21 protein-coding genes are annotated in these 25,072 nt (G+C 72.5%); 9 read left to right on the top strand and 12 right to left on the bottom strand.

What is annotated here, in order from left to right:
- Positions 1-40: 40 nt before the first annotated feature.
- On the top strand, positions 41-955 hold the full coding sequence (locus FHX78_RS20380; RefSeq protein WP_145868863.1) for an RNA polymerase sigma factor SigF: 915 nt from the start codon (positions 41-43) through the stop codon (positions 953-955).
- 145 nt (positions 956-1,100) lie between these two features.
- On the opposite strand, the gene hutI is transcribed toward FHX78_RS20380, so the two are convergent.
- From hutI to hutU, 4 genes are read right to left on the bottom strand one after another with little or no spacing between them, the layout of a single operon-like run.
- A complete protein-coding gene (hutI, locus tag FHX78_RS20375; RefSeq protein WP_145868862.1) occupies positions 1,101-2,273 on the bottom strand; it encodes an imidazolonepropionase in 1,173 nt (390 codons plus the stop codon).
- Between the two features lie 20 nt (positions 2,274-2,293).
- Positions 2,294-3,637, bottom strand: coding sequence for a formimidoylglutamate deiminase (locus FHX78_RS20370; RefSeq protein WP_145868861.1), 1,344 nt, complete (start codon positions 3,635-3,637; stop codon positions 2,294-2,296).
- Complete coding sequence (locus FHX78_RS20365; RefSeq protein WP_145868860.1) at positions 3,634-4,851, bottom strand: allantoate amidohydrolase; 1,218 nt, start codon at positions 4,849-4,851, stop codon at positions 3,634-3,636. The genes FHX78_RS20370 and FHX78_RS20365 overlap by 4 nt, the downstream gene beginning before the upstream one ends.
- Positions 4,848-6,521: a urocanate hydratase gene (gene hutU, locus FHX78_RS20360; RefSeq protein WP_145868859.1), complete on the bottom strand. Its 1,674-nt coding sequence runs from the start codon at positions 6,519-6,521 to the stop codon at positions 4,848-4,850. The genes FHX78_RS20365 and hutU overlap by 4 nt, the downstream gene beginning before the upstream one ends.
- Before the next feature lie 147 nt (positions 6,522-6,668).
- On the opposite strand from hutU, the gene FHX78_RS20355 reads away from it, so the two are divergent.
- A complete protein-coding gene (locus tag FHX78_RS20355) occupies positions 6,669-8,108 on the top strand; it encodes a type III PLP-dependent enzyme domain-containing protein (RefSeq protein ID WP_145868858.1) in 1,440 nt (479 codons plus the stop codon).
- A gap of 275 nt (positions 8,109-8,383) precedes the next feature.
- On the opposite strand, the gene FHX78_RS20350 is transcribed toward FHX78_RS20355, so the two are convergent.
- The 3 genes from FHX78_RS20350 to FHX78_RS20340 all read right to left on the bottom strand — a co-directional run bounded on the left by FHX78_RS20350 (position 8,384) and on the right by FHX78_RS20340 (position 11,300).
- Entirely contained in the window at positions 8,384-9,601 is a 1,218-nt protein-coding gene (locus FHX78_RS20350) for an MFS transporter (protein ID WP_145868857.1), read from the bottom strand.
- A gap of 83 nt (positions 9,602-9,684) precedes the next feature.
- Positions 9,685-10,281, bottom strand: coding sequence for a TetR/AcrR family transcriptional regulator (locus FHX78_RS20345; RefSeq protein WP_145868856.1), 597 nt, complete (start codon positions 10,279-10,281; stop codon positions 9,685-9,687).
- A 176-nt stretch (positions 10,282-10,457) separates the two neighbouring features.
- Positions 10,458-11,300 carry a MurR/RpiR family transcriptional regulator gene (locus FHX78_RS20340; protein WP_145868855.1) on the bottom strand — a complete coding sequence of 281 codons (843 nt, stop codon included), beginning with the start codon at positions 11,298-11,300 and terminating at the stop codon, positions 10,458-10,460.
- A 300-nt stretch (positions 11,301-11,600) separates the two neighbouring features.
- Between FHX78_RS20340 and FHX78_RS20335 the strand changes: the two genes are divergently transcribed.
- Entirely contained in the window at positions 11,601-13,298 is a 1,698-nt protein-coding gene (locus tag FHX78_RS20335; protein WP_145868854.1) for an LCP family protein, read from the top strand.
- A gap of 31 nt (positions 13,299-13,329) precedes the next feature.
- Here the strand turns inward: FHX78_RS20335 and FHX78_RS20330 are convergent, their stop codons facing one another.
- The 3 genes from FHX78_RS20330 to FHX78_RS20320 are packed head-to-tail and all read right to left on the bottom strand — an operon-like array spanning position 13,330 to position 17,106.
- On the bottom strand, positions 13,330-14,562 hold the full coding sequence (locus FHX78_RS20330; protein ID WP_145868853.1) for an ABC transporter permease: 1,233 nt from the start codon (positions 14,560-14,562) through the stop codon (positions 13,330-13,332).
- Positions 14,555-15,286 carry an ABC transporter ATP-binding protein gene (locus FHX78_RS20325; protein ID WP_145868852.1) on the bottom strand — a complete coding sequence of 244 codons (732 nt, stop codon included), beginning with the start codon at positions 15,284-15,286 and terminating at the stop codon, positions 14,555-14,557. Before FHX78_RS20325 ends, FHX78_RS20330 begins: the two co-directional genes overlap by 8 nt.
- Complete coding sequence (locus FHX78_RS20320; RefSeq protein WP_145868851.1) at positions 15,283-17,106, bottom strand: peptidoglycan-binding domain-containing protein; 1,824 nt, start codon at positions 17,104-17,106, stop codon at positions 15,283-15,285. The genes FHX78_RS20325 and FHX78_RS20320 overlap by 4 nt, the downstream gene beginning before the upstream one ends.
- Before the next feature lie 419 nt (positions 17,107-17,525).
- On the opposite strand from FHX78_RS20320, the gene FHX78_RS20315 reads away from it, so the two are divergent.
- Positions 17,526-17,909, top strand: coding sequence for a hypothetical protein (locus tag FHX78_RS20315; protein ID WP_145868850.1), 384 nt, complete (start codon positions 17,526-17,528; stop codon positions 17,907-17,909).
- Here the strand turns inward: FHX78_RS20315 and FHX78_RS20310 are convergent.
- The gene (locus tag FHX78_RS20310) at positions 17,873-18,184 is read right to left on the bottom strand and encodes a hypothetical protein (RefSeq protein ID WP_145868849.1); all 312 of its coding nucleotides are present in this window, start codon (positions 18,182-18,184) and stop codon (positions 17,873-17,875) included. The genes FHX78_RS20315 and FHX78_RS20310 overlap by 37 nt on opposite strands.
- On the opposite strand from FHX78_RS20310, the gene FHX78_RS20305 reads away from it, so the two are divergent.
- Both FHX78_RS20305 and FHX78_RS20300 read left to right on the top strand, forming a co-directional pair.
- On the top strand, positions 18,183-18,965 hold the full coding sequence (locus FHX78_RS20305) for a hypothetical protein (RefSeq protein ID WP_145868848.1): 783 nt from the start codon (positions 18,183-18,185) through the stop codon (positions 18,963-18,965). The two genes, FHX78_RS20310 and FHX78_RS20305, sit on opposite strands and share 2 nt — an antisense overlap.
- Before the next feature lie 99 nt (positions 18,966-19,064).
- Positions 19,065-19,487, top strand: a complete 423-nt coding sequence (locus FHX78_RS20300; RefSeq protein WP_167531985.1) for a hypothetical protein — start codon at positions 19,065-19,067, stop codon at positions 19,485-19,487.
- Between the two features lie 361 nt (positions 19,488-19,848).
- On the opposite strand, the gene FHX78_RS20295 is transcribed toward FHX78_RS20300, so the two are convergent.
- Positions 19,849-21,237 carry a cystathionine beta-synthase gene (locus FHX78_RS20295; protein ID WP_145868846.1) on the bottom strand — a complete coding sequence of 463 codons (1,389 nt, stop codon included), beginning with the start codon at positions 21,235-21,237 and terminating at the stop codon, positions 19,849-19,851.
- A gap of 163 nt (positions 21,238-21,400) precedes the next feature.
- Between FHX78_RS20295 and FHX78_RS20290 the strand changes: the two genes are divergently transcribed.
- The 3 genes from FHX78_RS20290 (at position 21,401) to FHX78_RS20275 (ending at position 25,060) form a co-directional block, all read left to right on the top strand.
- Positions 21,401-22,417, top strand: a complete 1,017-nt coding sequence (locus tag FHX78_RS20290) for an SGNH/GDSL hydrolase family protein (protein ID WP_145868845.1) — start codon at positions 21,401-21,403, stop codon at positions 22,415-22,417.
- A gap of 372 nt (positions 22,418-22,789) precedes the next feature.
- On the top strand, positions 22,790-24,010 hold the full coding sequence (locus FHX78_RS20280) for an acetyl-CoA C-acetyltransferase (RefSeq protein WP_145872078.1): 1,221 nt from the start codon (positions 22,790-22,792) through the stop codon (positions 24,008-24,010).
- Positions 24,011-24,283: 273 nt separating this feature from the next.
- Positions 24,284-25,060 carry a hypothetical protein gene (locus tag FHX78_RS20275; protein WP_145868843.1) on the top strand — a complete coding sequence of 259 codons (777 nt, stop codon included), beginning with the start codon at positions 24,284-24,286 and terminating at the stop codon, positions 25,058-25,060.
- Positions 25,061-25,072: the final 12 nt, after the last annotated feature.

Here is a 25,072-nt window from a genome sequence, read left to right as displayed (position 1 = left end):
TGGCTTCGGCAGCCATATGCCGAGAACGATGGAGGACATCATGTCACCCCGGCTCGACGCATCGCCTACCCCGAAAGCGACGTCGACACCCCCTCCGGAACATCTGGATCCCATCGAGCAGGACGACCTGGGTGTCGTCCCGGACGACCTACTCGCCGGTCTTCCGGAGATCCCCCCGTACGACGAGGTGGGCCCGGTCGACGCACGGGCGCTGTCCAAAACCCTCTTCGAGCGGCTGGAGTCGCTGGAGGAAGGCACCCACGAGTACTCGTACGTACGCAACACGCTCGTCGAACTCAACCTCGCCCTGGTCAAGTTCGCCGCCTCCAGGTTCCGCTCGCGCAGCGAGCCGATGGAGGACATCATCCAGGTCGGCACCATCGGCCTGATCAAGGCGATCGACCGCTTCGAACTGTCGCGGGGGGTGGAGTTCCCCACCTTCGCGATGCCGACCATCATCGGCGAGATCAAGCGCTTCTTCCGTGACACCTCGTGGTCCGTGCGCGTTCCGCGCCGGCTGCAGGAGCTCCGGCTCGACCTGGCCAAGGCCGGCGACGAGCTGGCCCAGCAGCTGGACCGGGCGCCGACCGTGGCCGAACTCGCCGAGCGCCTGGGCATCAGCAACGACGAGGTCGTCGAGGGCATGGCGGCGTCGAACGCCTACACCGCCTCCTCGCTGGACGCCCAGCCGGAGGAGGACGACGCCGAGGGCGCGCTGGCGGACCGGATCGGCTACGAGGACCACGGGCTCGAGGGCATCGAGTACATCGAGTCGCTCAAGCCGCTGATCGCCGAACTGCCGCCGAGGGACCGCAAGATCCTGTCCCTGCGCTTCGTCGCGGGCATGACCCAGTCGGAGATCGGCGAGGAACTGGGCATCTCCCAGATGCACGTCTCCCGCCTGCTGTCGCGGACGCTGGTGAAGCTGCGCAGGGGACTGACCGTCGAGGAGTGACGGACCGGACCGTCGAGCGGCCGCGTGACCGCGCCCCGCGCCCTGTCGGCGCCGGATGCCCGCCCCGGGCACCGGGCGCCCGCCGGGCGCGGGGCGCGTCCGTGCTTCCGCGCCCGGCGGGGTCGCCGCTGCTGTCGTACGGGCGTCAGACCACGCGGACGCCCCCGCGCCAGACGCCCGCGACCAGCGGAACGCCGGGACGGTAGGCGAGGTGGACGTGGCTCGGGGCGTCCAGCAGGACCAGGTCGGCCCGGGCGCCCGGGACCAGCCGGCCGATGTCGGTGCGGCGCAGGGCCGCCGCGCCGCCCGCCGTGGCCGACCAGACCGCCTCGTCCGGCGTCATGCCCATGTCCCGCACGGCGAGCGCGACGCAGAACGGCACCGAGGACGTGAAGGACGACCCCGGGTTGCAGTCCGTGGACAGCGCGACGGTGACGCCCGCGTCCAGCAGCCGCCGGGCGTCGGGCCACGCGGCGCGGGTGGAGAACTCGGCGCCGGGCAGCAGCGTGGCGACGGTCGAGCCCTGCGCCAGGGCGTCGACGTCCGCGTCGGTGAGGTGGGTGCAGTGGTCGGCGCTGGCCGCGTCGAGCTCCACGGCGAGCTGAACGCCGGGGCCGTGGGAGAGCTGGTTGGCGTGGACGCGCGGGTGCAGGCCCCTCGCCTTCCCCGCGGTGAGGATCGCGCGCGCCTGGTCGCCGTCGAAGGCGCCCTTCTCGCAGAACACGTCGATCCAGCGGGCGTACGGCGCGCAGGCGTCGAGCATCTCGCCGGTGACCAGGGCCACGTAGGCGGCCGGGTCGTCGGCGTACTCGGGGGCGACGATGTGGGCGCCGAGGTAGGTGACCTCCTCGGTGTGGGCGGCGGCGACGCGCAGGGCGCGGGCCTCGTCCTCGACGGTCAGGCCGTAGCCCGACTTGGTCTCGAAGGTCGTGGTGCCCTGGCGGAGCGCCTCGGTGAGGAAGCGGGTGAGGTTCGCCTCCAGTTCCGCGTCGCCGGCGGCCCGGGTGGCGGCGACGGTCGTGCGGATGCCGCCGGCGCTGTAGGGGCGGCCCGACATCCGGGCGTTGAACTCCTCGGTGCGGTCGCCCGCGAAGACCAGGTGGGAGTGGGAGTCGACGAAGCCCGGCAGGACCGCCCGGCCGCCCGCGTCGACCCGGTTGTCAGTGGCGGGTGCTTTGCTTGATTCACCGGTCCACGCGATGCGGTCGCCGTCGATGACGACGGCCGCGTCCCGGACCGGGCCGAGGGGGGAAGTGCCGCCGAGGGAGGGGTCGTTGGTGACCAGCGTGGCGATGTTGGTGATGACGGTGCTGCTCATGGCGTCCTCGTGGGTGGTCGTCAGGCGTGCAGGGCTCGGACGGCCCGCGCGAGGGCTCCGGGTGCGTCGGGCACCAGCGTGTGCGCCCCGTCGCGCACGACGTGCCGGCCGCCCACGACCGTGTGCCGTACGTCCGCTGCCGTCGCCGCGAATACGGCTGTCTCCGCGCCGAGCCGGGGCGGCGGCCCCGCTGTTCTGACCGAGTCGAGCGCGATGGTGGTGAGGTCGGCGAGCGCGCCGGCCTCGATGGTGCCCGCGTCGTCCCAGCCGAGGGCGGCGTGTCCGTCGGCGGTGGCGGCGCGCAGCAGGGCGGCGGCCGTCCAGTGGCCCCGGGTGCGGGTGCGCAGGCGCTCGTTCAGCTCCATCGCGCGCGCCTCTTCGAGCAGGTCGATCACGGCGTGGCTGTCGGAGCCGAGGGAGAGCGGGGAGCCCTCGTTCTGCAGGGCCGCGGCGGGTCCGATGCCGTCCGCGAGGTCCCGTTCGGTGGTCGGGCACATGCAGGTGCCGGTGCCGCTGCCGCCGATGAGGGCGATGTCCTCGGCGGTGAGGTGGGTGTTGTGGACGCCGGTGGTGCGCGGTCCGAGGACGCCGTGCAGGGCGAGCAGCTGGGTCGGTGTGCAGCCGTGCGCCTCCTGGCAGGCGTCGTTCTCGGCGGTCTGCTCGGACAGGTGCACATGGAGCGGGGCCCGCCGCTCCTCAGCCCATCGCGCCACGGTCGCCAGCTGCTCCGCCGGTACGGCCCGGACGGAGTGGATCGCCGCGCCGATCCGTGCGTGGTCCCGTTCCTTGAGAAGTGCACAGCGTGCGGCCCAGGTCTCCGCGTCGCCGTCCGAGAAGCGGAGCTGGTGGGTGGTGGGCGGCCGGCCGAAGCCGGAGGAGAGGTAGGCGGTGTCGAGGAGGGTGATGCGGATGCCGGCTTCGGCGGCGGCCGCGAGGAGCGCCTCGCCCATGGCGTTGGGGTCGGCGTAGGGGGTGCCGCCGGGGGCGTGGTGGACGTAGTGGAACTCGCCGACGGTGGTGATGCCGGCCAGCGCCATCTCGGCGTACACGGCGCGGGCGAGGGCGTGGTAGGTGTCCGGGGTGAGCCGGCCGGCCGTGGCGTACATGGTGTCGCGCCAGGTCCAGAAGGTGCCGGAGCCCACCTGGACGGCGGAGCGCAGGGCGCGGTGGAAGGCGTGGCTGTGGGCGTTCGCCAGTCCGGGGAGGGTCAGTCCGCGCAGGATCTCGGCGCCGGGCGGCGGTGCGGGGGTGCGGGGGCGGACGGCGGTGATGCGGCCGTCCGCCACGTCGAGGGTCACGCCCGGCTCGACGCCGGTGCCGAGCCAGGCGTGCTCCAGCCAGTACGTCCGCTGGGTGGCAGTCACGTGCAGGCCAGTCCTTCCAGTGCGTCGGCGAGCGCGGTCACCCCGGCCACGCAGTCGTCCTCGGCCGCGAACTCGGCCGGGGAGTGCGAGACGCCGGTGGGGTTGCGTACGAACAGCATGGCGGTGGGGACGCGTCCGGAGAGGATTCCGGCGTCGTGTCCGGCGCCGGTGCCGAGGACGGGCACCGTGAGGTCGGTGCCGCCGCCCAGGATGCGGGCGAGTTCGTCGCGCAGGGCCTGGTCGAAGGCGACGACGGGGGTGAAGGACTCGCGCTCGACGTCCACGTCCACGCCGTGGGCGTCGGCGTACTCCCGGGCGGCCTTGCGCACCCCCGCGACCACGGCGTCCAGGCTCTCCTGGTCGGCGGCGCGGGAGTCGAGCCAGCCGCGCACCAGGGAGGGGATGGCGTTGACGCCGTTCGGCTCGACGGCGATCTTGCCGAAGGTGGCGACGGCTCCGGCGAGTTCGGCCTCGCGGCGGGCGGCGAGGACGGTCTCGGCGTACGGGAGCATCGGGTCGCGGCGGTCGGCGAGGCGGGTGGTGCCGGCGTGGTTGGCCTCGCCCCGGAAGTCGAAGCGCCAGCGGCCGTGCGGCCAGATGGCACCGGCGATGCCGACGGGGTCGCCGGACAGGTCCAGGGCGCGGCCCTGTTCGACGTGGAGTTCGACGAAGGCGCCGATGCGGTCCAGCCGCTCCGGGTCGGGGCCGAGGGCGTCGGGGTCGTGGCCGGCGGCCTCCATGGCCTGCGGGAGGGTGATGCCCTGGGCGTCGGTGAGGCGGTGGGCCTGTTCGACGGTGAGCAGTCCGGCGGTGAGCCGGGAGCCGGCGCAGGCCAGTCCGAAGCGGGCGCCCTCCTCGTCGCCGAAGTTGACGATGCCGACCGGTCTGGTGAACCGGACGCCCCGGTGGCGGAGTTCGTCGAGGGCGGCGAAGGCGGAGACGACGCCGAGGGGCCCGTCGAAGGCGCCGCCGTCGGGCACGGAGTCCAGGTGCGAGCCGGTGACGACGGCGTCGCCGTGTGCCGGGTCGCCGAGCCAGGCCCACTGGTTGCCGTTGCGGTCGGTCTCGTAGGCCAGTCCGCGGCCGCGGGCCTGCTGCTCGAACCAGGCCCGGCAGTCGGCGTCGGCTCCGGTCCAGGCGAAGCGGCGGTAGCCGCCGGAGGCGGAGCTGCGGCCGAGCGGCAGCAGCTCGGCCCACATGCTGTGGAAGGTCACGCGGCCCCGCCCTCGTCGCCCTCGCGCATCGGCACCCGCACGCCGCGCTCGTCGGCGACGGACTCGGCGATGTCGTACCCGGCGTCCACGTGCCGGATGACGCCCATGCCGGGGTCGTTGGTGAGGACCCGGCGGATCTTCTCGCCGGCGAGCTTCGTGCCGTCGGCGACCGTGACCTGCCCGGCGTGGATCGAGCGGCCCATGCCGACGCCGCCGCCGTGGTGGATCGACACCCAGGAGGCACCGGAGGCCACGTTCACCATGGCGTTGAGCAGCGGCCAGTCGGCGATGGCGTCGGAGCCGTCGAGCATCGCCTCGGTCTCGCGGTACGGGGAGGCGACGGAGCCGCAGTCGAGGTGGTCGCGGCCGATGACGAGCGGCGCGGCCAGCTCGCCGCTCGCGACCATGTCGTTGAACCGCTCGCCGGCCTTGTCGCGTTCGCCGTAGCCGAGCCAGCAGATGCGGGCGGGCAGGCCCTGGAAGTGGACCCGCTCCCCCGCCATCCTGATCCAGCGGGCCAGGGACTCGTTCTCCGGGAAGAGGTCGAGGATCGCCTTGTCGGTCCTGGCGATGTCGGCGGGGTCGCCGGAGAGGGCGGCCCAGCGGAAGGGGCCCTTGCCCTCGCAGAACAGGGGGCGGATGTAGGCGGGGACGAAGCCGGGGAAGGCGAACGCGCGGTCGTATCCGGCGAGGCGGGCCTCGCCGCGGAGGGAGTTGCCGTAGTCGAAGACCTCGGCGCCGGCGTCCTGGAAGCCGACCATGGCCTCGACGTGCCGGGCCATGGACGCGCGGGCGCGGGTGGTGAAGCCGGCCGGGTCCTTGGCGGCGGCGTCGGCCATGTCCTCGAAGGCGATGCCGGTGGGGAGGTACGCCAGGGGGTCGTGGGCGGAGGTCTGGTCGGTGACGATGTCGATCGGGGCGCCCAGGGCGAGGAGCTGCGGGACGACGTCGGCGGCGTTGCCGAGGACGCCGATGGACAGCGGGCGGCGGGCGTCGCGGGCCTCGGTGGCGAGCCGCAGGGCGTGGTCGAGGGAGTCGGCCCTCACGTCGAGGTAGCGGTGCTCGATGCGGCGGTCGATGGCGCGCGGGTCGCAGTCGACGCAGATCGCCACACCGTCGTTCATCGTCACGGCGAGGGGCTGGGCGCCGCCCATGCCGCCGAGGCCGGCGGTGAGGGTGATGGTCCCGGCGAGGGTGCCGCCGAATTTCTTGGCGGAGACGGCGGCGAAGGTCTCGTAGGTGCCCTGGAGGATGCCCTGGGTGCCGATGTAGATCCAGGAGCCGGCCGTCATCTGCCCGTACATGGTCAGGCCGAGGGCCTCCAGGCGGCGGAACTCCTCCCAGGTGGCCCAGTCGCCGACGAGGTTGGAGTTGGCGATGAGGACGCGCGGCGCCCATTCGTGGGTCTGCATGACGCCGACGGGGCGGCCGGACTGGACGAGCATCGTCTCGTCCTGCTTGAGGGTCTCCAGCGTGCGGACCATCGCGTCGAAGGAGCGCCAGTCGCGGGCCGCCTTGCCGGTGCCGCCGTAGACGACGAGCTTGTCGGGGTGCTCGGCGACCTCCGGGTCGAGGTTGTTCTGCAGCATCCGCAGGGCGGCCTCCTGCTGCCATCCCAGGGCGCTCGGTGTGGTGCCGCGCGGCGCTCGGACGGTGCGGGGTCCGGACATGGTCTGCCTCCTGGTGCTCGCTCCCGGCTGCTCCGCGGGCCGGACGGCCCCACGGTTACCTCAGATATTCACATGGTCGTGCTCTGAATAGAACTAGTCAAGAGGTCGGGTGTGTCGCCCGCCGGGCACGGATGTTTCGCTGGACACATGCACTCGGACACGGAGAACACCGACGGGACGGGGGAAGCGGTGGCATACGGCGACCGGACGGACGAGAGGAACGAGCGGGGCGAGAGGGACCCGGGGGCCGCCGGGCGGGCCGCCCGGCGGGACGAGGCGGTGCGGGCCGCCGTGGAGCAGGGGCTGCTCGACGCCGACGTCCCCCTCGTGGCCCTGCTCGACGTCACCGGTATCCGGGAGTCGGCGGCCGAGCTGCGGGCGGCGTTCGACGCGGTGGCGGCGCCCGGCACGCCCGTGCTGCACGCCTTCGCGGTGAAGGCGAGCCCGCTGGTGCCGGTGCTGCGGTTGCTGCGCGAGGAGGGCATCGGCGCGGAGGTCGCCAGCCCGGGTGAGCTGGCGCTCGCGCGGGCGGCGGGGGTGGAGCCGGCGCGGACGGTCCTCGACTCGCCCGCCAAGACGCCCGCCGAGCTGCGGGAGGCGCTGGAGCTGGGCATCGCCGTGAACGCGGACAATCCGCAGGAGCTGGCGCGCATCGACGCGCTGACGGCCGGCTCCGGGGTCCGCTCCCCGATCGGCATCCGGGTGAACCCGCAGGTCGGCGGCGGTTCCATCGAGGCTCTGTCCACGGCCACGGCGACGTCGAAGTTCGGGGTGGCGCTGCGCGACGAGGGGGCGCGGGAGTGGGTGGTGCGGGCGTACCTGGACCGGCCGTGGCTGACCCGGCTGCACGCGCACACCGGCTCCCAGGGCATCGCGCTGACGTTGATGGCGCGCGGGGTGGCGGAGACGTACGCGCTGGCGGAGGAGATCAACCGGCGCGCGGGGCGGCATCAGGTCGACACCATCGACATCGGCGGCGGGCTGCCGGTGAACTTCGCCTCCGAGGCGACCAGTCCCACGTACGGGCAGTACGCGCGGCTGCTGGGCGAGACGGTGCCGGGGCTGTTCGACGGGCGGTACGGGCTGGTCACCGAGTTCGGGCGGTCGCTGCTGGCCAAGCACGGCACGGTGGTCGCGCGCGTGGAGTACGCCAAGAGCGCGGGCGGGCGTCCGGTCGCGGTGACGCACGCGGGCGTGCAGGTGGCGACGCGGACGGTGTACGCGCCGGGGTCGTGGCCGCTCAGGATCGCCGCGTACGACGCGAAGGGGCGGCCCAAGGAGGGCCCGGCGATCGTGCAGGACGTGGCGGGACCGGCCTGCTTCGCCGGTGACCTGCTGGCGCAGGCGCAGGAGCTGCCGCTGCTGGAGCAGGGCGACTACGCGGCGGCGCTGGACACGGGCGCGTACTACTTCGCCCACCACTACGCGTACAACTCGCTGCCCCGGCCCGCCATTCACGGTTTCGCGCCGGACGGGACGGGAGGGGTCGCCTTCGCGGTCGTCCGCCGCGCCCAGACGATCGAGGAGATCGTGACCGAGTCGGGCGGCGAACACGGCGACGCCCTGACGACGGGGCTCATGCCGTGAGGGGCCGGGTCCCGGCCCGGTTCCCCGTTCGAGGCGAGGTCGTCGAGCACCTCACGCAGGCTGTCCCCGACAGCTCACAAGCCTGAAAACATGAAGCCTCGTCGGAACGATGCCCTCACGGCCGCATGGCGAGACCTCCCCGCGGCGCGACAGCCCGGAGGGCCGGACACCGGCAGCCGACTTCCCGGGACCCGTACGAGCGGCTGCGGTCCGGCCGCGGCACCGGCGCCCACCTGGGCCCGCCAGGGTCCGCGGCCGATCGGGACGTCGCTTCGTCAGCCGCGCTGTCCGGCTCCCGCCGCCTCGCGCGCCGGGGATTCCCCTGCCGCCGCCACAGCGGGGCCGGCGGCAGGCCGACGACGCATCTGCCCCATGTCGGGGATCAGGGCGACCAGGGCCAGGACGGCGAGGATCGCACCGAGCCAGAGGGGGGCGCGCAGGCCGTAGGCGTTGATCCCGAGTCCGCCCAGCCAGGAGCCGATGACGACGCCCAGCGTGATGAAGGACGTGTGCACGGTGTTGACGAGCGCGCGGGCGTTGGCGGCGCGCTGCACCCTGCTGATCATGGCGGGGTTCATGGTGACGCCGACGAAGCCGATGCCCATCATGGCGAGGAGGGCGGGGACCTTCAGGTCGGCGAACAGGGCGAAGGCACTGAGGAAGAGCACGTTGAGCGCCAGTCCGGTCGTCAGCACGCGGATGGTGTGCGTGTCGGCGAGGCGTGCCACGACGGCGTTGCCGATGACGGTGGCCGCACCGTAGGCGAGCAGGAGCAGCGGCACGATGTCGCGGGAGTAGCCCGTCACCTCGGTGAGGATCGGCGTGTAGTAGGAGAAGGCGGAGAAGGTGGCGCCGATGATGAGGGTGGACGTGCAGATGATGAGCCAGAGCTTCCCGTTGCGGAAGGCCGACACTTCCTGCCGGAAACCGCCGGAGTCCTGCGCGTGCTCCAGGGAGGGTACGACGATCAGGGTGGCGACGGCGGCGATCACCGTGACGATGCCGACGACGACGAACCCGGCCCTCCAGCCCCACTGTTCGCCGACCAGGGTGGAGACGGGCAGACCGAGCAGCGTCCCGACCATCAGGCCCTGCATGGCGAGGCCGGTGGCACGCCCCCGCAGCTCGGGCTTGGTGATCTGGGCGACGACGGCGAGGGAGACCCCGAAGAACGCCGAGGACGCCGTGCCGGTGATGACCCGGCCGGCCAGCATCACCCAGTAGTCGGTGGCGACCGCGGCGAGGGCGTTGCCGAGCAGGAAGACGGCGTACAGGGTCATCAGTGCGGCCTTCGGCCGGAGTTTGAGGACGACCGCGGTGGCGAAGGGCCCGCCCACCGCCATGGCGACGGCGAACGCGGTGATCAGGTAGCCGACCTGGGGGATGGTGACACCGAGATCCTCGGAGATCTGCGGCATGAGGCCGCCGACGAGGAACTCACTGGTGACCATCGCGAAGATGCCGAGGGCCATGAGGTAGACGGCTTTTGGCATGGTTGACCTCCAGAATTATGTACTGGTCAGCACAAAACGAGGGCAGGGGGGACCGGCCGGTCGCTCGAACGACCCTCAGACGGTCAGCAGTTGAGGGCGTCCATGCCCGAAGCGGCGATCTGGTCCAGCGCGGAGCGGTCCGCGCCCGACTGGGCGGCGACCCGCACGCCGGCGATGAGCGCGGTCAGATACCAGGCGAGACCCTCCACCGGCTGCGGAGAGGTGACCGAACCGTCCCGTCCACCCTCCGCGATCACCGCGCGCAGGGAGACCAGGCGCCGCTCCAGATCCCTGTTCAGCACCTCGGCGACCTGCGGGTCGGAGGCGGCCAGCGCGGTCGTCGTGTTGACGGTGAAGCAGCCGGAGCCGCAGCCCTCGCGCCGGTTCTCCATCTCGCTCTCGATGATCACCGAGAAGAGGCGACGGATGCGCTCCGCGGCGGGGCGCCCCTCCTCGGCGAGCAGGGAGACCTGGCGGGTGGTCATGGTGTCGACGTAGTACGACAGGGCCAGCAGGAACAGGTCCTTCTTCGACTTGAACGTGTTGTAGATGCTGCTGCGCCCGAGCCCCGTGGCCTTGCACAGGTCCTCGGTGGAGGTGGCTTCGTAGCCCTTGGCCCAGAAGACGTGACACGCCGCCTCAACCGCTCGACCCTCGTCGAACTGCCGTGGTCGCCCCATGGCAGCACCCTAGCGGGTTATGGAACGAATGACACAAAACCTGTGCGGGCTTCGGCCACCGCGACGGGGGATGGAGGGAGGCCCGGGTCAACGATCGGTCGCAGCACGGACCGTGGCGACGCGAGGTGAGAGGAGTCCGGGAACGAACGCGGCGAACGCGGGGCGACCCGGAACGGTCACTCCACGAACAGCCCGCGCGCCGCCGCCTTCGCGTCGAACTCCTCCAGCCGCGCCTGCGCGTCGGGCAGGTCGTCGCACATCGCCTCCAGCAGCACCCGGCCCAGCAGCATCGGCGCGCACGCCGTGTCGAAGGCGAGCCCGGTGCCGACCGCCGCGGGCAGCAGCAGGTCGGACACCTTGGCGACCGGCGCGAACGGGGAGTCGGCGACGGTGACGACGGTCAGCCCGGTCTCCTTGGCGTGGGTGAGCGTGTCGACGACCTCGCGGGGATGCCGGGGCAGCGCGAAGCACAGCAGGGCGCTCGCCCCGGCCCGGGCGGCGGCGTCGATGCGGTCGTGGAGCATCGTGCCGCCCTCGTTGAGCAGCCGTACGTCCGGATGGACCTTGGCGGCGAAGTAGGCGAAGCCGTGCGCCTGGGCCGCCGCGGCCCGCAGCCCCAGCACCGGCAGCGGCCGGCTCTCCGCGAGCAGCCGCCCCGCCCGCCGCACCGGCCGCGGGTCGGCCAGCACCTCCGCGAGGTGCCGCAGGTTGGCGATCTCGGCCTCGACGGCCTGCTGGTACTCGTTGGCGGTCCCGGTCTCCGGCGCGGGCCCGGCGGGCGCGACCTCGCGCAGATGCCGGCGCAGGGCGGGGTAGCCGTCGAAGCCGAGGGCGACGGCGAACCGGGTCACGGACGGCTGGCTGACCCCCGCCAGCTCGGCCAGCTCCACGCTGGACAGGAACGGCACGTCGGCGGCGCGCCGGACCATGCTGTGCGCGATGCGCCGCTGGGTCGGCGTCAGCCGGTGCCCCTCGAAGAGCGCCTGGAGGCGCGCGGCAGGGCTCTCGGTGCCGCTCATGATGTGACTCCCCCTCGACCTATCTCGACCTATTCACTCACCGCGATTCCTGCATGCCGTTATACAGGCGGTCGCGGACTTCCGCCGTACCGGGCGCATGCGCGCGGGACACCCGGGCCGGGTGGCGCGATGGGCGGACATCACCCGCTTCTCCCGGTTCGGGGCCCGTTCCGGACCTCGACGATTTCGCCACGGCGTCACCACGTGGGGAACGGGCCGGATAGCGTAACCACTCGAACAGTCAAGCGCCTTGAGGCATCGGGCGGCCCGTGCGGCACTCGACGGAGGACGGGGACGAGCGTGGATGCGCGAAGTCGTGGGCAGGCGGACGGGACCGACCCTGCCGACCAGTGGGTACGCAACCCGGCGACCGGCGCGTACGAGCTGCGCACGGAGAGCGGCACCCCGCGGCCGCCGGAGGCACCCGGCCCCCGCACCGCCCCGCGCACCGCTCCCGCCTCCCCCGGCCGCGTCCCCGGCCAGCGCGGCCGCCCCTCCGCACCCGCCCCGGACGCCCCGCCCGGCGAGGGCCGCCGCACGCGCACGGGGCGGAGGAAGGGCGGCAGGAGGAAGGCGCTGATCTGGACGGGCGGCGCCCTCTCCCTGGTGCTCGTCGGCGGCTCGGCGTTCGCGTACTACTGGTACGACCGCCTCTACGGCAACATCAGCACCGTCGACATCGGTGACGTGGGCAGTGACGCCGTCCTGGCGGACGGGCCGGTCAACATCCTGATCATCGGCAACGACGTCCGCACCGGCGAGGGCAACGAGGACTACGGCAACCGGGACAACGTCACCGGCCACGCCGACACCACCCTCCTCTTCCACGTCTCCGAGGACCGCACCCACGCGACCGTGCTGAGCATCCCCCGGGACCTCAAGATCCGGATACCGGACTGCGAGACCAAGCAGTCCGACGGTTCGACCAAGGTCATCCCCGGCTCGGCGGGCACCACCCGGTTCAACGAGTCCTACGGGGTGGACGGCCGCGACCCCGGCTGCACGATGCGTACCGTCGAGGACATCACGGACCTCGAGGTCGACCACTTCATGATGTTCGACTTCAACGCGGTCAAGACGCTGTCCACCGCGGTCGGCGGCGTCGAGGTGTGCCTGGAGAAGCCCATCAAGGACCTGGACGGCGGCTCCGGGCTGGATCTTCCGCAGGGCGAGAGCACGGTCGAGGGCGAGGACGCGCTGTCGTTCCTGCGCAACCGGCACGGGCTGAAGAACGAGAGCGACCTGGACCGGATCGAGATGCAGCAGCAGTTCGTCGCGTCCATGATCCGCCAGCTGAAGGAGGACACGCTGGACAGCCCGTCGAAGATGCTCGACATCGCCGACGCGGCCACCAAGTCCCTCACCGTGGACAAGGGCATCGGCAGCCCCGGCAAGCTGCTCACCCTCGCCAGGGAGCTGGCCAGGATCGACCTGAAGAACATCACCCTGATGACCGTGCCGGTGCGGGACAACCCGGCCGAGCCCACGCCCGTCACCGTCGTACTGGACCCGGTGAAGGCCCCGCAGGTCTTCGCCATGCTGCAGAACGACGTCTCCTTCACCGACGTGAAGAAGAAGGAGAAGGACGCCAAGGACAGGCAGGCCGCGCTCCTGGAGGGCCCGCGTGCCGAGGCGGCCGACGTGCGGGTCGACGTCTTCAACGGCGGCGGACCGCAGGGTGCCGCCCAGGACACCCTTGTCTGGCTGAGGACCGGCGAGGGCGTGACCGCGTCCACCAACAGGGGCAACGCCCCGGCCGAGGTCGACCGGACGCAGCTGGAGTACGCCCCGGACCAGGCCGACCAGGCCCGCCGGCTCGCCGACCTGATGGGCCTGCCCGCCGCGGCCCTGAAGCCCGGCACGGCGGACGCCGCCGGGACGGAGCCGATGGTGCTCACCCTCGGTCCGGACTTCAAGAAGGCCGGCGTCCCCATCACTCCGCCGAAGAAGGTCGACGTCGAACAGTCCCGCGCCGACGAGAAGGTGTGCGGCACGTAACCCGAGCCCGCCGCCCGCGGCTCCACGGGCATCAGCGCCGCAGTGCCTCGACGGGTTCGATGGTGGCCGCCCGCAGGGCCGGGTACAGCCCGGCCACCAGCCCGACCAGGGAACCGATGAGCGGGGCGGGCAGCACCCCCCAGGGCTGGAGGATCGCCGTCCAGTCGCGGGCGATGGCCACGCACACCACCAGGGCCACGCCGATCGCCGTGCCGATCAGCCCGCCCAGCGTGCCCAGCACGGTCGACTCCGTGAGGAACTGCGAGGCGATGTGCCGGGGGCGCGCCCCCAGCGAGCGGCGCAGGCCGATCTCCGCCGTGCGTTCCAGGACGGCGACCAGGGTGGTGTTGGCGATGCCGATGGCGCCGATGACCAGACTGATCGCCGCGAGCAGCAGGAAGAGGGAGTTCAGATCCCCGGTGACGCCGTTCTCCAGCGTCTTGGGGTCCACCGGGGCGACCGCCTGGAGCAGGTCCGGGTTGTTGGGCCGGATGACGACCGGTGCCTGCCGCGCCACCTGCTGCGCGGCGCCCAGCCGGGTCTCGACGATCATGGTGGCGCGGTTCACCGTGGGGGGACCGTAGGCGTCGAGGGCGGTGGACGTCGGGATGATGACGCCCATCAGCATGGCGGGTTCGCGTCGCATGTCGTCGATGACGCCGACCACCGTGTAGGCGGTGTCGTCGATGAAGACCGCCGGCTGGGTGTCCAGCCGGCTGATGCCCAGCCGGCGGGCGGCGGCCTTGCCGAGCACGGCGACCTTCTCCGAGCGGGACTCGTGGAAGGCGTTGTAGAGGGTGCCGCTGCCGAGGGTGGGATGGGTGGCGGCCAGCGCGGAGGGGTCCGCGGCGAACAGGTTGAGGCCGCCGGGGTCTCCGGCGTCGGTGGCGTCGCGGTTCGCGGAGGCCGTCACCACGGGGTCGCGCAGCGGGAGGGCCCACCACACGCCCGAGTGCACCACCCCCGGGAGCGCCCGCACCCGCGCGTTGGAGTCCTCGTCGAACGACATCGACGTGTCACCGGGAAGCCCGGTGCCGACGTCGTTGATGTCGACCTCGGTGGCGGACAGCGCGTTGAAGCGGGAGCTGATCTGGCCGCTGGTGGTCGCGGTGAAACCGAGGATGGCGACGAACGCGCCCACCCCCAGCACCGTACCGAGCAGGGTGAGGACCGTCCGGCCCGGACGTTGCAGCATGCCCGACAGGGCCTCGGACAGCATGTCCCGCACGGGGAACGTGGAGCGCAGGCGCCGGGGTTCAGGCATGGGTCGCGGCCAGTTCCGTGAGGTGGCCGTCGCGGATGGCCACGGTGCGGGTGCCGCGTACCGCGACGTTGGGGTCGTGGGTGATGAGCAGGATCGTCAGGCCCTGCCGGTGCAGGTCGTCCAGCAGCGTCAGGACGCTCTCGGCGGTGGCGGTGTCGAGGTTCCCGGTGGGCTCGTCGCACAGCAGCAGCGACGGCCGGGTCACCAGCGCGCGGGCCATCGCCACGCGCTGGCGTTCGCCGCCCGACAGCCGGGTGGGCAGGGCGTCGATCCGGTGCGCGAGACCGACCTGGGCGAGGGCCTCCTCGGCGGCGGCGGTCCGCAGGGAGCGCGGCGTGTCGTTGTAGAGCTGGGCGAGGTTGACGTTCTCCAGCGCGCTGCGGTGCGGAAGCAGGTTGAACGACTGGAACACGAACCCGATCCGCCGGCCCCGCAGCGCCGTCCGGTCGGCCTCCCGCAGCCCGGCGACGTCGATGCCGTCGAGCAGATACGTCCCTGCCGTGGGGCGGTCGAGCAGTCCGACGACGTTGAGGAAGGTGGACTTGCCCGATCCGGACGGGCCGACCACGGTGACGTACTCGCCGCGCCCGATGGTCAGGTCGGTCGGCCGCAGCGCCGGCACGGGCGGCGGCCCGGGGTAGGTCATGGCGACCCCGGAGAGCCGGATGACCGGCGTGTCGGCGTCGGGCCCGGTCAGGTGGGCGCGTCGGCGCGGGAATCTCATCGCGTGCCCACCACGACGTCGTCCCCGGGGCGCAGACCGCCCTCGACCGGTGTCACCTGGACGTAGCCGTCGCCCGAGAGGCCCGGGGTGACCACGACCTGGGTGCGGGTGGTGCCTCTCAGCACCGTCACCGTCGTCCTTCCGTCGGCGCGCGAGGTGACGGCCGCCGACGGCACCACCAGCACCTCCCCCTCGGTCTGCGCGGAGGTGATGGTCAGCCGCACGGCCTGCCCGTTCCACCGTGCGCCGAGCGGCTTGTCGGGGACGATCACCACGGGGACGTACGGCGCCACGCCGCCCGCCGGTCCGCCGCCCCCGCCGCCTCCCGTACTGCCGGACGCGGGGGCCGCCCCGTCCGCGGCGGCCGCACCGGCGCCGTCGCCCCCGTCCGCGCCCGGGGTGCCGTTCGGCGGCACCGTGGTGACGCTGCCGACGCTCTTCACCGTGGCCCCGGCCTCCAGGCCGAGCGCGTCCGCGTTGATCTTCACCTTCATGCCGGCGCGCAGGAGCTGCCCCTGGGCGGGGTCGAGCTGGGCGGACACCTGGAGTTCCCCGGCGGAGAAGGTGATGAGCGGGGAGGAGACCGCCGATCCCCGGGCGCCGTTGACCGCGGTGACCCGCGCCGGGAACGAGGGGATGAACACCACCTCCGACATGGGGACCATCGGACCGGTCCGCGCGACGAGGTCGGCCCGGGCCTGCCGCGCCTGTGCGAGGGCCGTCTCCAGATGGCTCAGCTGTACGTCGAGCGGCTCACCGGGGTCCGGCCCCGCGCCCTGCTGCCCCTGCTGCTCCGGCTGCTCCTGTGCCGTACCGGGTGAGGACGCCTGACCCGTGTCCGCCTGCGCCTTGACGTCCGCGCCGTCACCGTCGCCGCCCCCGGTCCCGCGTCCGCTTCCGCTCTCGTCCCCGGCGCCGTCCCGGGCGGCGATCTGCCGTCGCATGGCGTCCACCTGGCGCTGTGCGGCGGCCACCTTGTTGTCGGCGGCGAGCAGTTCGGCCTTGTCGGCCGCGCCGCCGGTGCCACCGGTGTCGGGGACGCTGTACCCCAGGTCGGTGTAGAAGCGTTTCACGGCGTTCTTGGTGCCCTCGCCGAAGTGGCCGCGCCTGTCCGGGCCGGTGGTGTGGCCGAGTTGCCGCAGGGCGTCCTGGAGCTGGGCGACGGCGTCGTTCGTGTCCCCGGGTCTGAGGTCGGTGTAGGAGGGGAGTGCTCCCGGCAGGGCGATCAGCGGGCGGCCGGACACGTCGACGAGTACCTGGCCGGGTTCCACCTTCCGCCCGACCTCGGTGTGGACCGCGGTGATGATCGCGCCGCCGCCTCCGCCGTCCTTGCCGGAGGCGCCGGTGGGAGTGGCCGACAGCGTCGACGACGCCACCACGGTGCCCCGGGTGATGAGGCTGTTGGCGAGCACCCGCTTGGCGACCGGTGTGGTCAACGGGCCGGCGGGCGGGGGCTTCTGCTCCGCCGCCTGCTGCGCGGGGGACTTCACGAACGAGGCGGCGGCCAGTCCGCCGGCGGAGACGGACGCCGCGATGACGGCGATGGAGACGAACACCTTCCGTCGCCGGCTCAGACCGGAGACCCGCTTCGGGGGCGTCGCGCCGGTACCGGGCACGTCGAGCACGGCCGGTCCCTCGACGGCCGACGGCCCGTCGGCGGACACCGGTTCGTCGGTGGACACCGGCCCGTCGGCGGACACCGGTTCGTCGAGGGCCGACGGCACGTCGCCGGGCGCGTTCTGATCGAGGGGCGACGGCTCGCCGACGGGCGCGGGCTCATCGAGGGGCGACGGCTCGTCGACAGGCGATTGGGTGGCCATGAGGTCCTTCCGTCGCGGCCGGATCGCGTGCCGCCTCCCCCTGCAAGAAATGGACGGTTTCCCCCTGCGACCGTCCGGGAAGTGCGCTCGCGGAAATTGCCGCCCGCACACATTTCCAGAGGCCCACCACGCCGGTCAAGACCCCGAATATCGAGCAGATGGCGCATGCACCGACGCACTCCCCGTATGTCCGGTTTGCATGCACCGGGCCGCCCCGAACGGGGCCGATCAGGACGTGATGGCCGAAAATAAATCACCTTGACCGCCGGTGAGGACCGTGTGAGGATCCGGTCGTCGATCCCGCCGTTCGGTCGACAGGTTCATTGCACCGGGGGGAGCGAAGTGCACTTGCGTTCCCCTTTTCAGGGCCTCGCAAACCACTAGTTGAAGGGCTGTACATGAACCTCAGGAAGAGAGCCGTGGCATTCGCCGCCACCGCGGCGGCCGCCACCACCCTGTTCATCGCGCCGCCGGCCGGCGCAGCGGAGCACTACTCCGGTGACACGTGGGGGAACACCGGCCGCTGCGGCTGGGCGACCTGCCTGTTCTACAACAGCTACCAGCAGGGCTCGGGCGCCGGCTTCGACGTCGGCGCCTACAACTTCGAGGGCCTGACCTGGCCCGACGGCAACGCCAAGGGCCAGCCGATCAAGAACAACGCCGCCTCCGGCGAGGCCGACGGCCAGTTCATGTCGCTCATCTACTACAACTCGAACCAGATGGGCAACCTCGACTGGTTCAACCCCCACACCTACGGCCAGCTCTACTACACGTACAACGAGAACGCGTCGTGTAGCTGCTGATCCAGTGGCGTGGAAATGGCCGGGCCCACGGCTTCGGCCATTTCCGTCTTCGCGTGAGGACTTCTGCGGGCGCTCCTTTCGATGGGTGAATTCGACAGCATGGCAAAAAATCCTGCGCGTACATATTCCGGTGCGACTGCCGCCATCATCGCGGTACTGGCATTGGCGGGCTGCTCCACTTCTTCCGGCGGCGCTTCCGATACGGCGGCGAAAACAGCGGGGGACCCGGCCGCAAACGACACCTCCGGCATTTCCCTGCCCATCGACGCATACATGTTCTCGATTCCTCAGGCGGAGGAACTGAACCGGGCCCAGGCGATGCTCGCCGACACCTGCATGAAGAAATACGGCTTCGACTACGAGGTGCCCACCGGCACCAAGGCCCCGCCCGGCGACCCCTACGCCAACGGCCGCCGCTACGGGGTCGTCAAACCGGAGCTCGCGCGGAAGTACGGCTACCACATGCCGCCCAACCCCGACGCGCCCGCGCAGAACGCGGCGGGCGGCGGCCTCAAGAGCGGACCGAGGGCGAACCACAACTCCGACGAACGGCTCGCCATGGTCGGCCCGCCCAGGGACGACCCCGACCAGGACTTCCAGAACCCGGAGCTGCGGAAGATCGGGGTCATCCCCGACGGCGGCTGCATCGGCCAGGCCGGGCGCCGGCTGGCCCAGGGCAAGGAGTACGGGCGCAGCAGGACGGCGGCGGAGATCCGTGCGAAGAGCTACGCCGAGTCGCAGAACGCCCCCGCGGTGCTGAAGGTGTTCAAGGAGTGGTCGGCGTGCATGGCCGGCAAGGGGTACACCTTCAACTCGCCGGTCGACCCGCCGCGTTCACCGGTCATCAAGGGCGACACCGCGGGCGCGGAGGAGATCCAGATGGCGGTCGCGGACGTCGCGTGCAAGGAGTCGGCCGACGTGGTGAAGGTGTGGCGGGACACGGAGGCGGCGATGCAGAACAAGGACATCGCCGCGAAGCAGGAGCAGCTGAACGACGCCAGGGCCGCACGCGACCAGCAGCTGAAGGCCGCCGCGAAGATCGTCGCGGGCGGCTGAGACACGGCCGCCCGGGCCCCGGCGGGCCCGAGGCGGAGAGGGGGGTTACCCCCAGTGCCACCGGCGTACCGGCTGCCTACCGTGGACGGCATGAGCGGAATGGACGCGCGGGACACCGAGCTGAAGAAGGAACTCCACGCCTCCCTGCGAGCCCGCGGGGAGCTGGGCGAGGAGTACGAGTCCGCGCTGGTCGACTCGTTCCTGGAGAAGGTCGACCAGCGGATCGACGGGGTGGTGGAGCGCCGGGTGCGCCGGCAGTTCGCCGAGCAGCAGATGGTGGCGGCCCGGGACGCGCGCTCGCCGAAGGTGACGGACACCTGGGGCGAGCGTTTCGGCTTCGGGATCGTCTCGCTGGTCCTGGCGGTGCCGCTGTCGGCCATCGGCGGGGGCGTGGCCCATCTGCCCGGCCTGCTGGCCGCCTGGGCCGGCATCGTCGGCGTCAACGTCGTCCAGGCGGTCCGCACCAACCCGGGCCTGTTCGGCCGGCGCGGGTCGTCCCGGGACGGCGACTGGGAGGACTGACCCGCCGGGCCGGGAAGGCCGGGCCCCGGCGGAGAAGACTGCGCGGGGACCGCCGCACCCCCGTGACCGGGGGGCGGGACGACGGCGGTCCCCGCGGGGGACGCGGGCCGGTCGGGACCGGCTGCGCGTCCGAGGCGTCCATGGAGGTCCGGGAGCCGCTCCGGAGGTCCTTCGACGCCGTTTGGGCGTCGGCCGGGGCGGGGAGCCGCTCCCGCCCTGCCGACACCCACCACTGTGCCGGACCCGTGTTAAGCGAGTGCTGCGCGGACGTGACACGCTCGTACCACTTCCACGAAGATCACGAACGCTTCCGTTCCCGGCCGTTCGACTCCCGTTCGCCTTCAGGCTCCCGGACGCTCCGTCACTTCCCGTCGGCCGCGAGGAAGGAGAGCAGGTCCTGGCGGCTGACCACACCGGTCGGCTTGCCCTCGACGAGGACGATCGCCGCGTCCGCCCTGCCGAGCACGGCCATCAGGTCGGCCACCGGCTCGCCGGAGCCGACCTGCGGCAGCGGCGCGGACATGTGCTTCTCCAGCGGGTCGTCGAGCGAGGCGCTCTTGTTGAACAGCGCGTCCAGCAGGTCCCGTTCCACCACGGAGCCGACGACCTCGGCGGCCATCACGTCGGGGTGCCCGGCGCCCGGCTTGACCACCGGCATCTGCGAGACGCCGTACTCGCGCAGCACGTCGATGGCCTGACCGACCGTCTCGTCGGGGTGCATGTGGACGAGGGACGGCATGGTGCCGCCCGCCTTGTCCCGCAGGACGTCGCCGACGCGGGCGCTCGGGCCGGCGTCCTCCAGGAAGCCGTAGTCGGCCATCCACTCGTCGTTGAAGATCTTGCTGAGGTAGCCGCGGCCGCTGTCCGGCAGCAGCACCACCACGACGTCGTCCTCGCCGAGCCGCTCGGCCACCCGCAGCGCCGCCACGACCGCCATGCCGCAGGAGCCGCCGACCAGCAGGCCCTCCTCCTTGGCGAGACGGCGGGTCATCTGGAAGGAGTCCTTGTCGGAGACGGCGACGATCTCGTCGGCGACACTCCGGTCGTAGGCGGTCGGCCAGAAGTCCTCGCCGACGCCCTCCACCAGGTACGGCCGCCCGGAGCCGCCGGAGTACACGGACCCCTCGGGGTCGGCGCCGACGACCCGCACGCGGCCCTCGCTGGCCTCCTTCAGGTAGCGCCCGGTGCCGGAGATGGTGCCGCCGGTGCCGACGCCGGTCACGAAGTGGGTGATCCTCCCCTCGGTCTGCTCCCACAGCTCGGGGCCGGTGGAGTGGTAGTGGGAGAGGGGGTTGTGGGGGTTGGAGTACTGGTCGGGCTTCCAGGCCCCCGGCGTCTCACGCACCAGCCGGTCGGAGACGTTGTAGTAGGAGTCGGGGTGCTCGGGCGCCACCGCGGTCGGGCAGACGACGACCTCGGCGCCGTAGGCCCGCAGCACGTTGATCTTGTCCGTGGACACCTTGTCCGGGCAGACGAAGATGCACTTGTAGCCCTTCTGCTGCGCCACGATCGCGAGCCCGACCCCGGTGTTGCCGCTGGTCGGCTCGACGATGGTGCCGCCCGGCTTCAGCTCGCCGCTCTGCTCCGCCGCCTCGATCATGCGCAGGGCGATGCGGTCCTTCACGGAACCGCCCGGATTGAAGTACTCCACCTTGGCCAGGACGGTCGCCCTGATGCCCTTGGTCACGCTGTTGAGCCGCACCAGCGGGGTGTTGCCGACGAGGCTGATCATCGAGTCGTGGAATTGCACCGTTGTCTCCGGATGCTTGCAAAAGATGTGGTCCTAGTGGTCAGGCCAGCCTAGGCCCTTCCGGGCCCGGACCCCTCGGGGTCGTTCACTCGCTGTTGGGATTGGAGCACGGTCCGTACGGGGCAAGCACTGGGTGTACGGCTCGAGGAGGTGGCGGCGAGGCATGACGAGCATGTCGAGGGCGAGGGTGGCCCGGCGGATCGCGGCCGGCGCGGCATACGGCGGCGGCGGCATCGGCCTGGCCGGCGCGGCCACCGTGGGACTGCTGCTGGCCGAGGCCCGGCTGGCGCGGCGCCGCGTGGGCAACGGCACGACGCCGCACGTGCCGAACGCGGACGGCCTGTACGGCGCGGCCTACACGGTGCCCGGGGAGCCGGCGCTGCGGCTGACCATGCTGGGGGACTCCACGGCCGTCGGCCAGGGCGTGCACCGGGCGGGGCAGACCCCGGGCGCGCTGCTGGCGGCGGGCGTCGCGGCGATCGCGGAGCGTCCGGTGGGGCTGAGCACGGTGGCGGTGCCCGGGGCCCGCTCGGACGACCTGGACCGGCAGGTGACGCTGGCGCTGGCGGACCCCTCCCGGGTGCCCGACATCTGCGTGATCATGGTCGGCGCCAACGACGTCACCCATCGCACACCGCCCACCCGTTCGGTGCGGCAGCTGGCCGCGGCGGTCCGCCGGCTGCGGACCGCCGGTGCGGAGGTGGTCGTCGGCACCTGCCCCGACCTCGGCACCATCGAGCCGGTGCGGCAGCCCCTGCGCTGGCTGGCCCGCCGCGCCTCCCGCCAGCTGGCGGCGGCGCAGACGATCGGCGTGGTCGAGCAGGGCGGGCGCACGGTGTCACTGGGGGACCTGCTGGGCCCCGAGTTCGCCGCGAACCCGCGCGAGCTGTTCGGCCCGGACAGCTACCACCCCTCCGTCGAGGGGTACGCGACGGCCGCGATGGCGGTCCTGCCGACGGTGTGCGCGGCCCTGGGGCTGTGGCCGGCGGACGAGGAGCGGCCGGACGCCGCCCGCCGCGAGGGGTTCCTGCCGGTGGCCCGGGCGGCGGCGGAGGCGGCGTCGGAGGCGGGCACGGAGGTCACCGCGGCGATGCCGGGGGCGCGGGGACCGTGGGCCCTGCTGAAGCGCCGCCGCCGCCGGCGGGTGCCGGAGGCGGAGCCGGTGGCACCGCCGGTCTAGGCGTCCTTGCCCTCGGGGCCCGCTCGCCGACTGCCGGTTGCCGCTCGCCGGCTGCCGACCGTCGCTCGCCGACTGCCGACCGCCGCTTGCCGACCGCCGCTTGCCGCTCGCCGACCGCCGCTTGCCGGTTGTTGCAGCCGGCGCCGGGCGAGTCGCGGCACCCGGCGACCGCCCATCCGCGCCCACCCGACAAAGCAAGCGCTTGGAAAGTTGCGGCCCATGTCACACCGCGACACGCGTGACCGAGCCCATACGTACGGGTAACTTCCCAAGCAGCCGTTCACCAACCACCCGGTATGCCGCCCCGTCGCCCGTCCACCGACCACCCCCCGCCGAGGCGCTGCCCGCCGCCGCTTTCACCCTGGAGCCGTGATGCCCGAAGCCGTGATCGTCTCAGCCGCCCGCTCCCCCATCGGCCGCGCCTTCAAGGGCTCCCTGAAGGACCTCCGCCCGGACGACCTGACCGCCACGATCATCCAGGCCGCCCTCGCCAAGGTCCCCGAGCTGGACCCGCGGGAGATCGACGACCTGATGCTCGGCTGCGGCCTGCCCGGCGGCGAGCAGGGCAACAACCTCGGCCGGATCGTGGCCGTGCAGATGGGCATGGACCACCTCCCCGGCTGCACCGTCACCCGCTACTGCTCCTCCTCGTTGCAGACCTCCCGCATGGCCCTGCACGCCATCAAGGCGGGCGAGGGCGATGTCTTCATCTCGGCCGGCGTCGAGACGGTCTCCCGCTTCACCAAGGGCAACTCCGACAGCCTCCCCGACACCCGCAACCCGCTGTTCGCCGAGGCCGAGGCCCGTACCGCCGCCGTCGCCGAGTCGGAGGGCGCCTCCTGGCACGACCCGCGCGAGGACGGCCTGCTGCCCGACCCGTACATCGCGATGGGCCAGACCGCCGAGAACCTGGCGCGCGCCAAGGGCGTCACCCGGCAGGACATGGACGAGTTCGGCGTGCGCTCGCAGAACCTCGCCGAGGAGGCCATCAAGAACGGCTTCTGGGAGCGCGAGATCACCCCGGTGACGCTCCCCGACGGCACGGTGGTCAGCAAGGACGACGGCCCCCGCGCCGGCGTCACCATGGAGGGCGTCGCGGGCCTGAAGCCCGTGTTCCGCCCCGACGGGCTGGTCACCGCGGGCAACTGCTGCCCGCTCAACGACGGCGCCGCCGCGCTCGTCATCATGAGCGACACCAAGGCCCGCGAGCTGGGTCTGACGCCGCTCGCCCGGATCGTCTCCACCGGCGTCTCCGGCCTCTCCCCGGAGATCATGGGCCTCGGCCCGGTCGAGGCGAGCAAGCAGGCCCTGGGCCGCGCCGGCCTCACCATCGACGACATCGACCTGGTCGAGATCAACGAGGCGTTCGCCGCCCAGGTGATCCCCTCCTACCGCGACCTCGGCATCCCGCTGGAGAAGCTGAACGTCAACGGCGGCGCCATCGCCGTCGGCCACCCCTTCGGCATGACGGGCGCGCGCATCACCACCACGCTCATCAACTCCCTCCAGTTCCACGACAAGCAGTTCGGCCTGGAGACGATGTGCGTCGGCGGCGGCCAGGGCATGGCGATGGTCATCGAGCGCCTCAGCTGACCACCCCGGCGTAGCCGCCTGACCACCGTCCGTGAGGCAGCGGCCCGGAACCCCCGAATCCCTGGGGCTCCGGGCCGTTTTGTGATCCAATCTCCCCCAGGATGTGACCTATCCCTCGTGCCGCGGGAATCCGCGCTGGTCAGCGTCACACCCCTACCTCCCCCGAACCCAAAGCCCTGTCCGGTTCGTGACGTTACGCACTGACAGATGGTTAGTCCGCCCTTCAAGCTGATGTAGGAAGTCGGGGGTCGACTTTGAACCGGGAGTACGTCAGTGAGCGCCATGCCGATCGCCCTGCTGATCACCACGGCCGCCACCGGCGCCGTGGGCGTCGCTGTCCTGCGCAGCATCATGGTGCTGCGCCGACAGGTCGCGGCCCTGCACACCGAGCTGGCCGGGAGCTGCGACGCCACGCGCGCGCACGTCCCCGCCGCCCGCGCGGCCGACACCGACGAGATACGCGCCGCCGTGGCGGACGCGCTCGCCGAGGAACGGGAGCGCGAGCTCGCCGAGGCGCGGGCCTTCTGGGCCGCCCAGGAGTCGCGTGACGGCTCCGACGCGCCGTCCCTGCTGGGTCTGGCCGACAGCGAGCTGTTCCTGCCCCGGCAGACCGATTTCGTGGGTCTGGAGCCGGTGTCCGAGCCGGGCGCCGACACCGAGGAGTACTCCGGGGACTCCCCGGAGCTGGCCGCGGCCCGCCGCCGCCACCCCTCGCACCCCGACTTCGTACCGCACTCCTCACCGGTCGTGAACGACCACGAGCGCACCGTCGCCGCCCTCGAGGAGCTCGCCGACTCCCGGACCGAGCTGACCGACGTCCGCCCGGGCCCGCTGGGCACCCTGGACGTCTACGTCTTCGCCGACGGGACGACGCTGTGCATGACGCCGGGTCACCGCGAGACCGCGGAGCGCCTGGCCGCCGCCCTGCGCGCGGGCGAGAACCCGTTCCTGCTGGGCGGCTCCGGCATCTCGGGCGCGTACACGCTGACGTTCTCCTGCGGCGAGGAGAGCGTCTACGTCCTGGCGGACCGCGTCATCGCGTCCCTCTGACCCGGCGGGCCG

Source organism: Streptomyces capillispiralis (genome assembly GCF_007829875.1).
Lineage (GTDB): Bacteria > Actinomycetota > Actinomycetes > Streptomycetales > Streptomycetaceae > Streptomyces > Streptomyces capillispiralis.
Note: the sequence above shows the minus strand (reverse complement) of the source record. Positions and strands in the feature narration are given on the sequence as shown.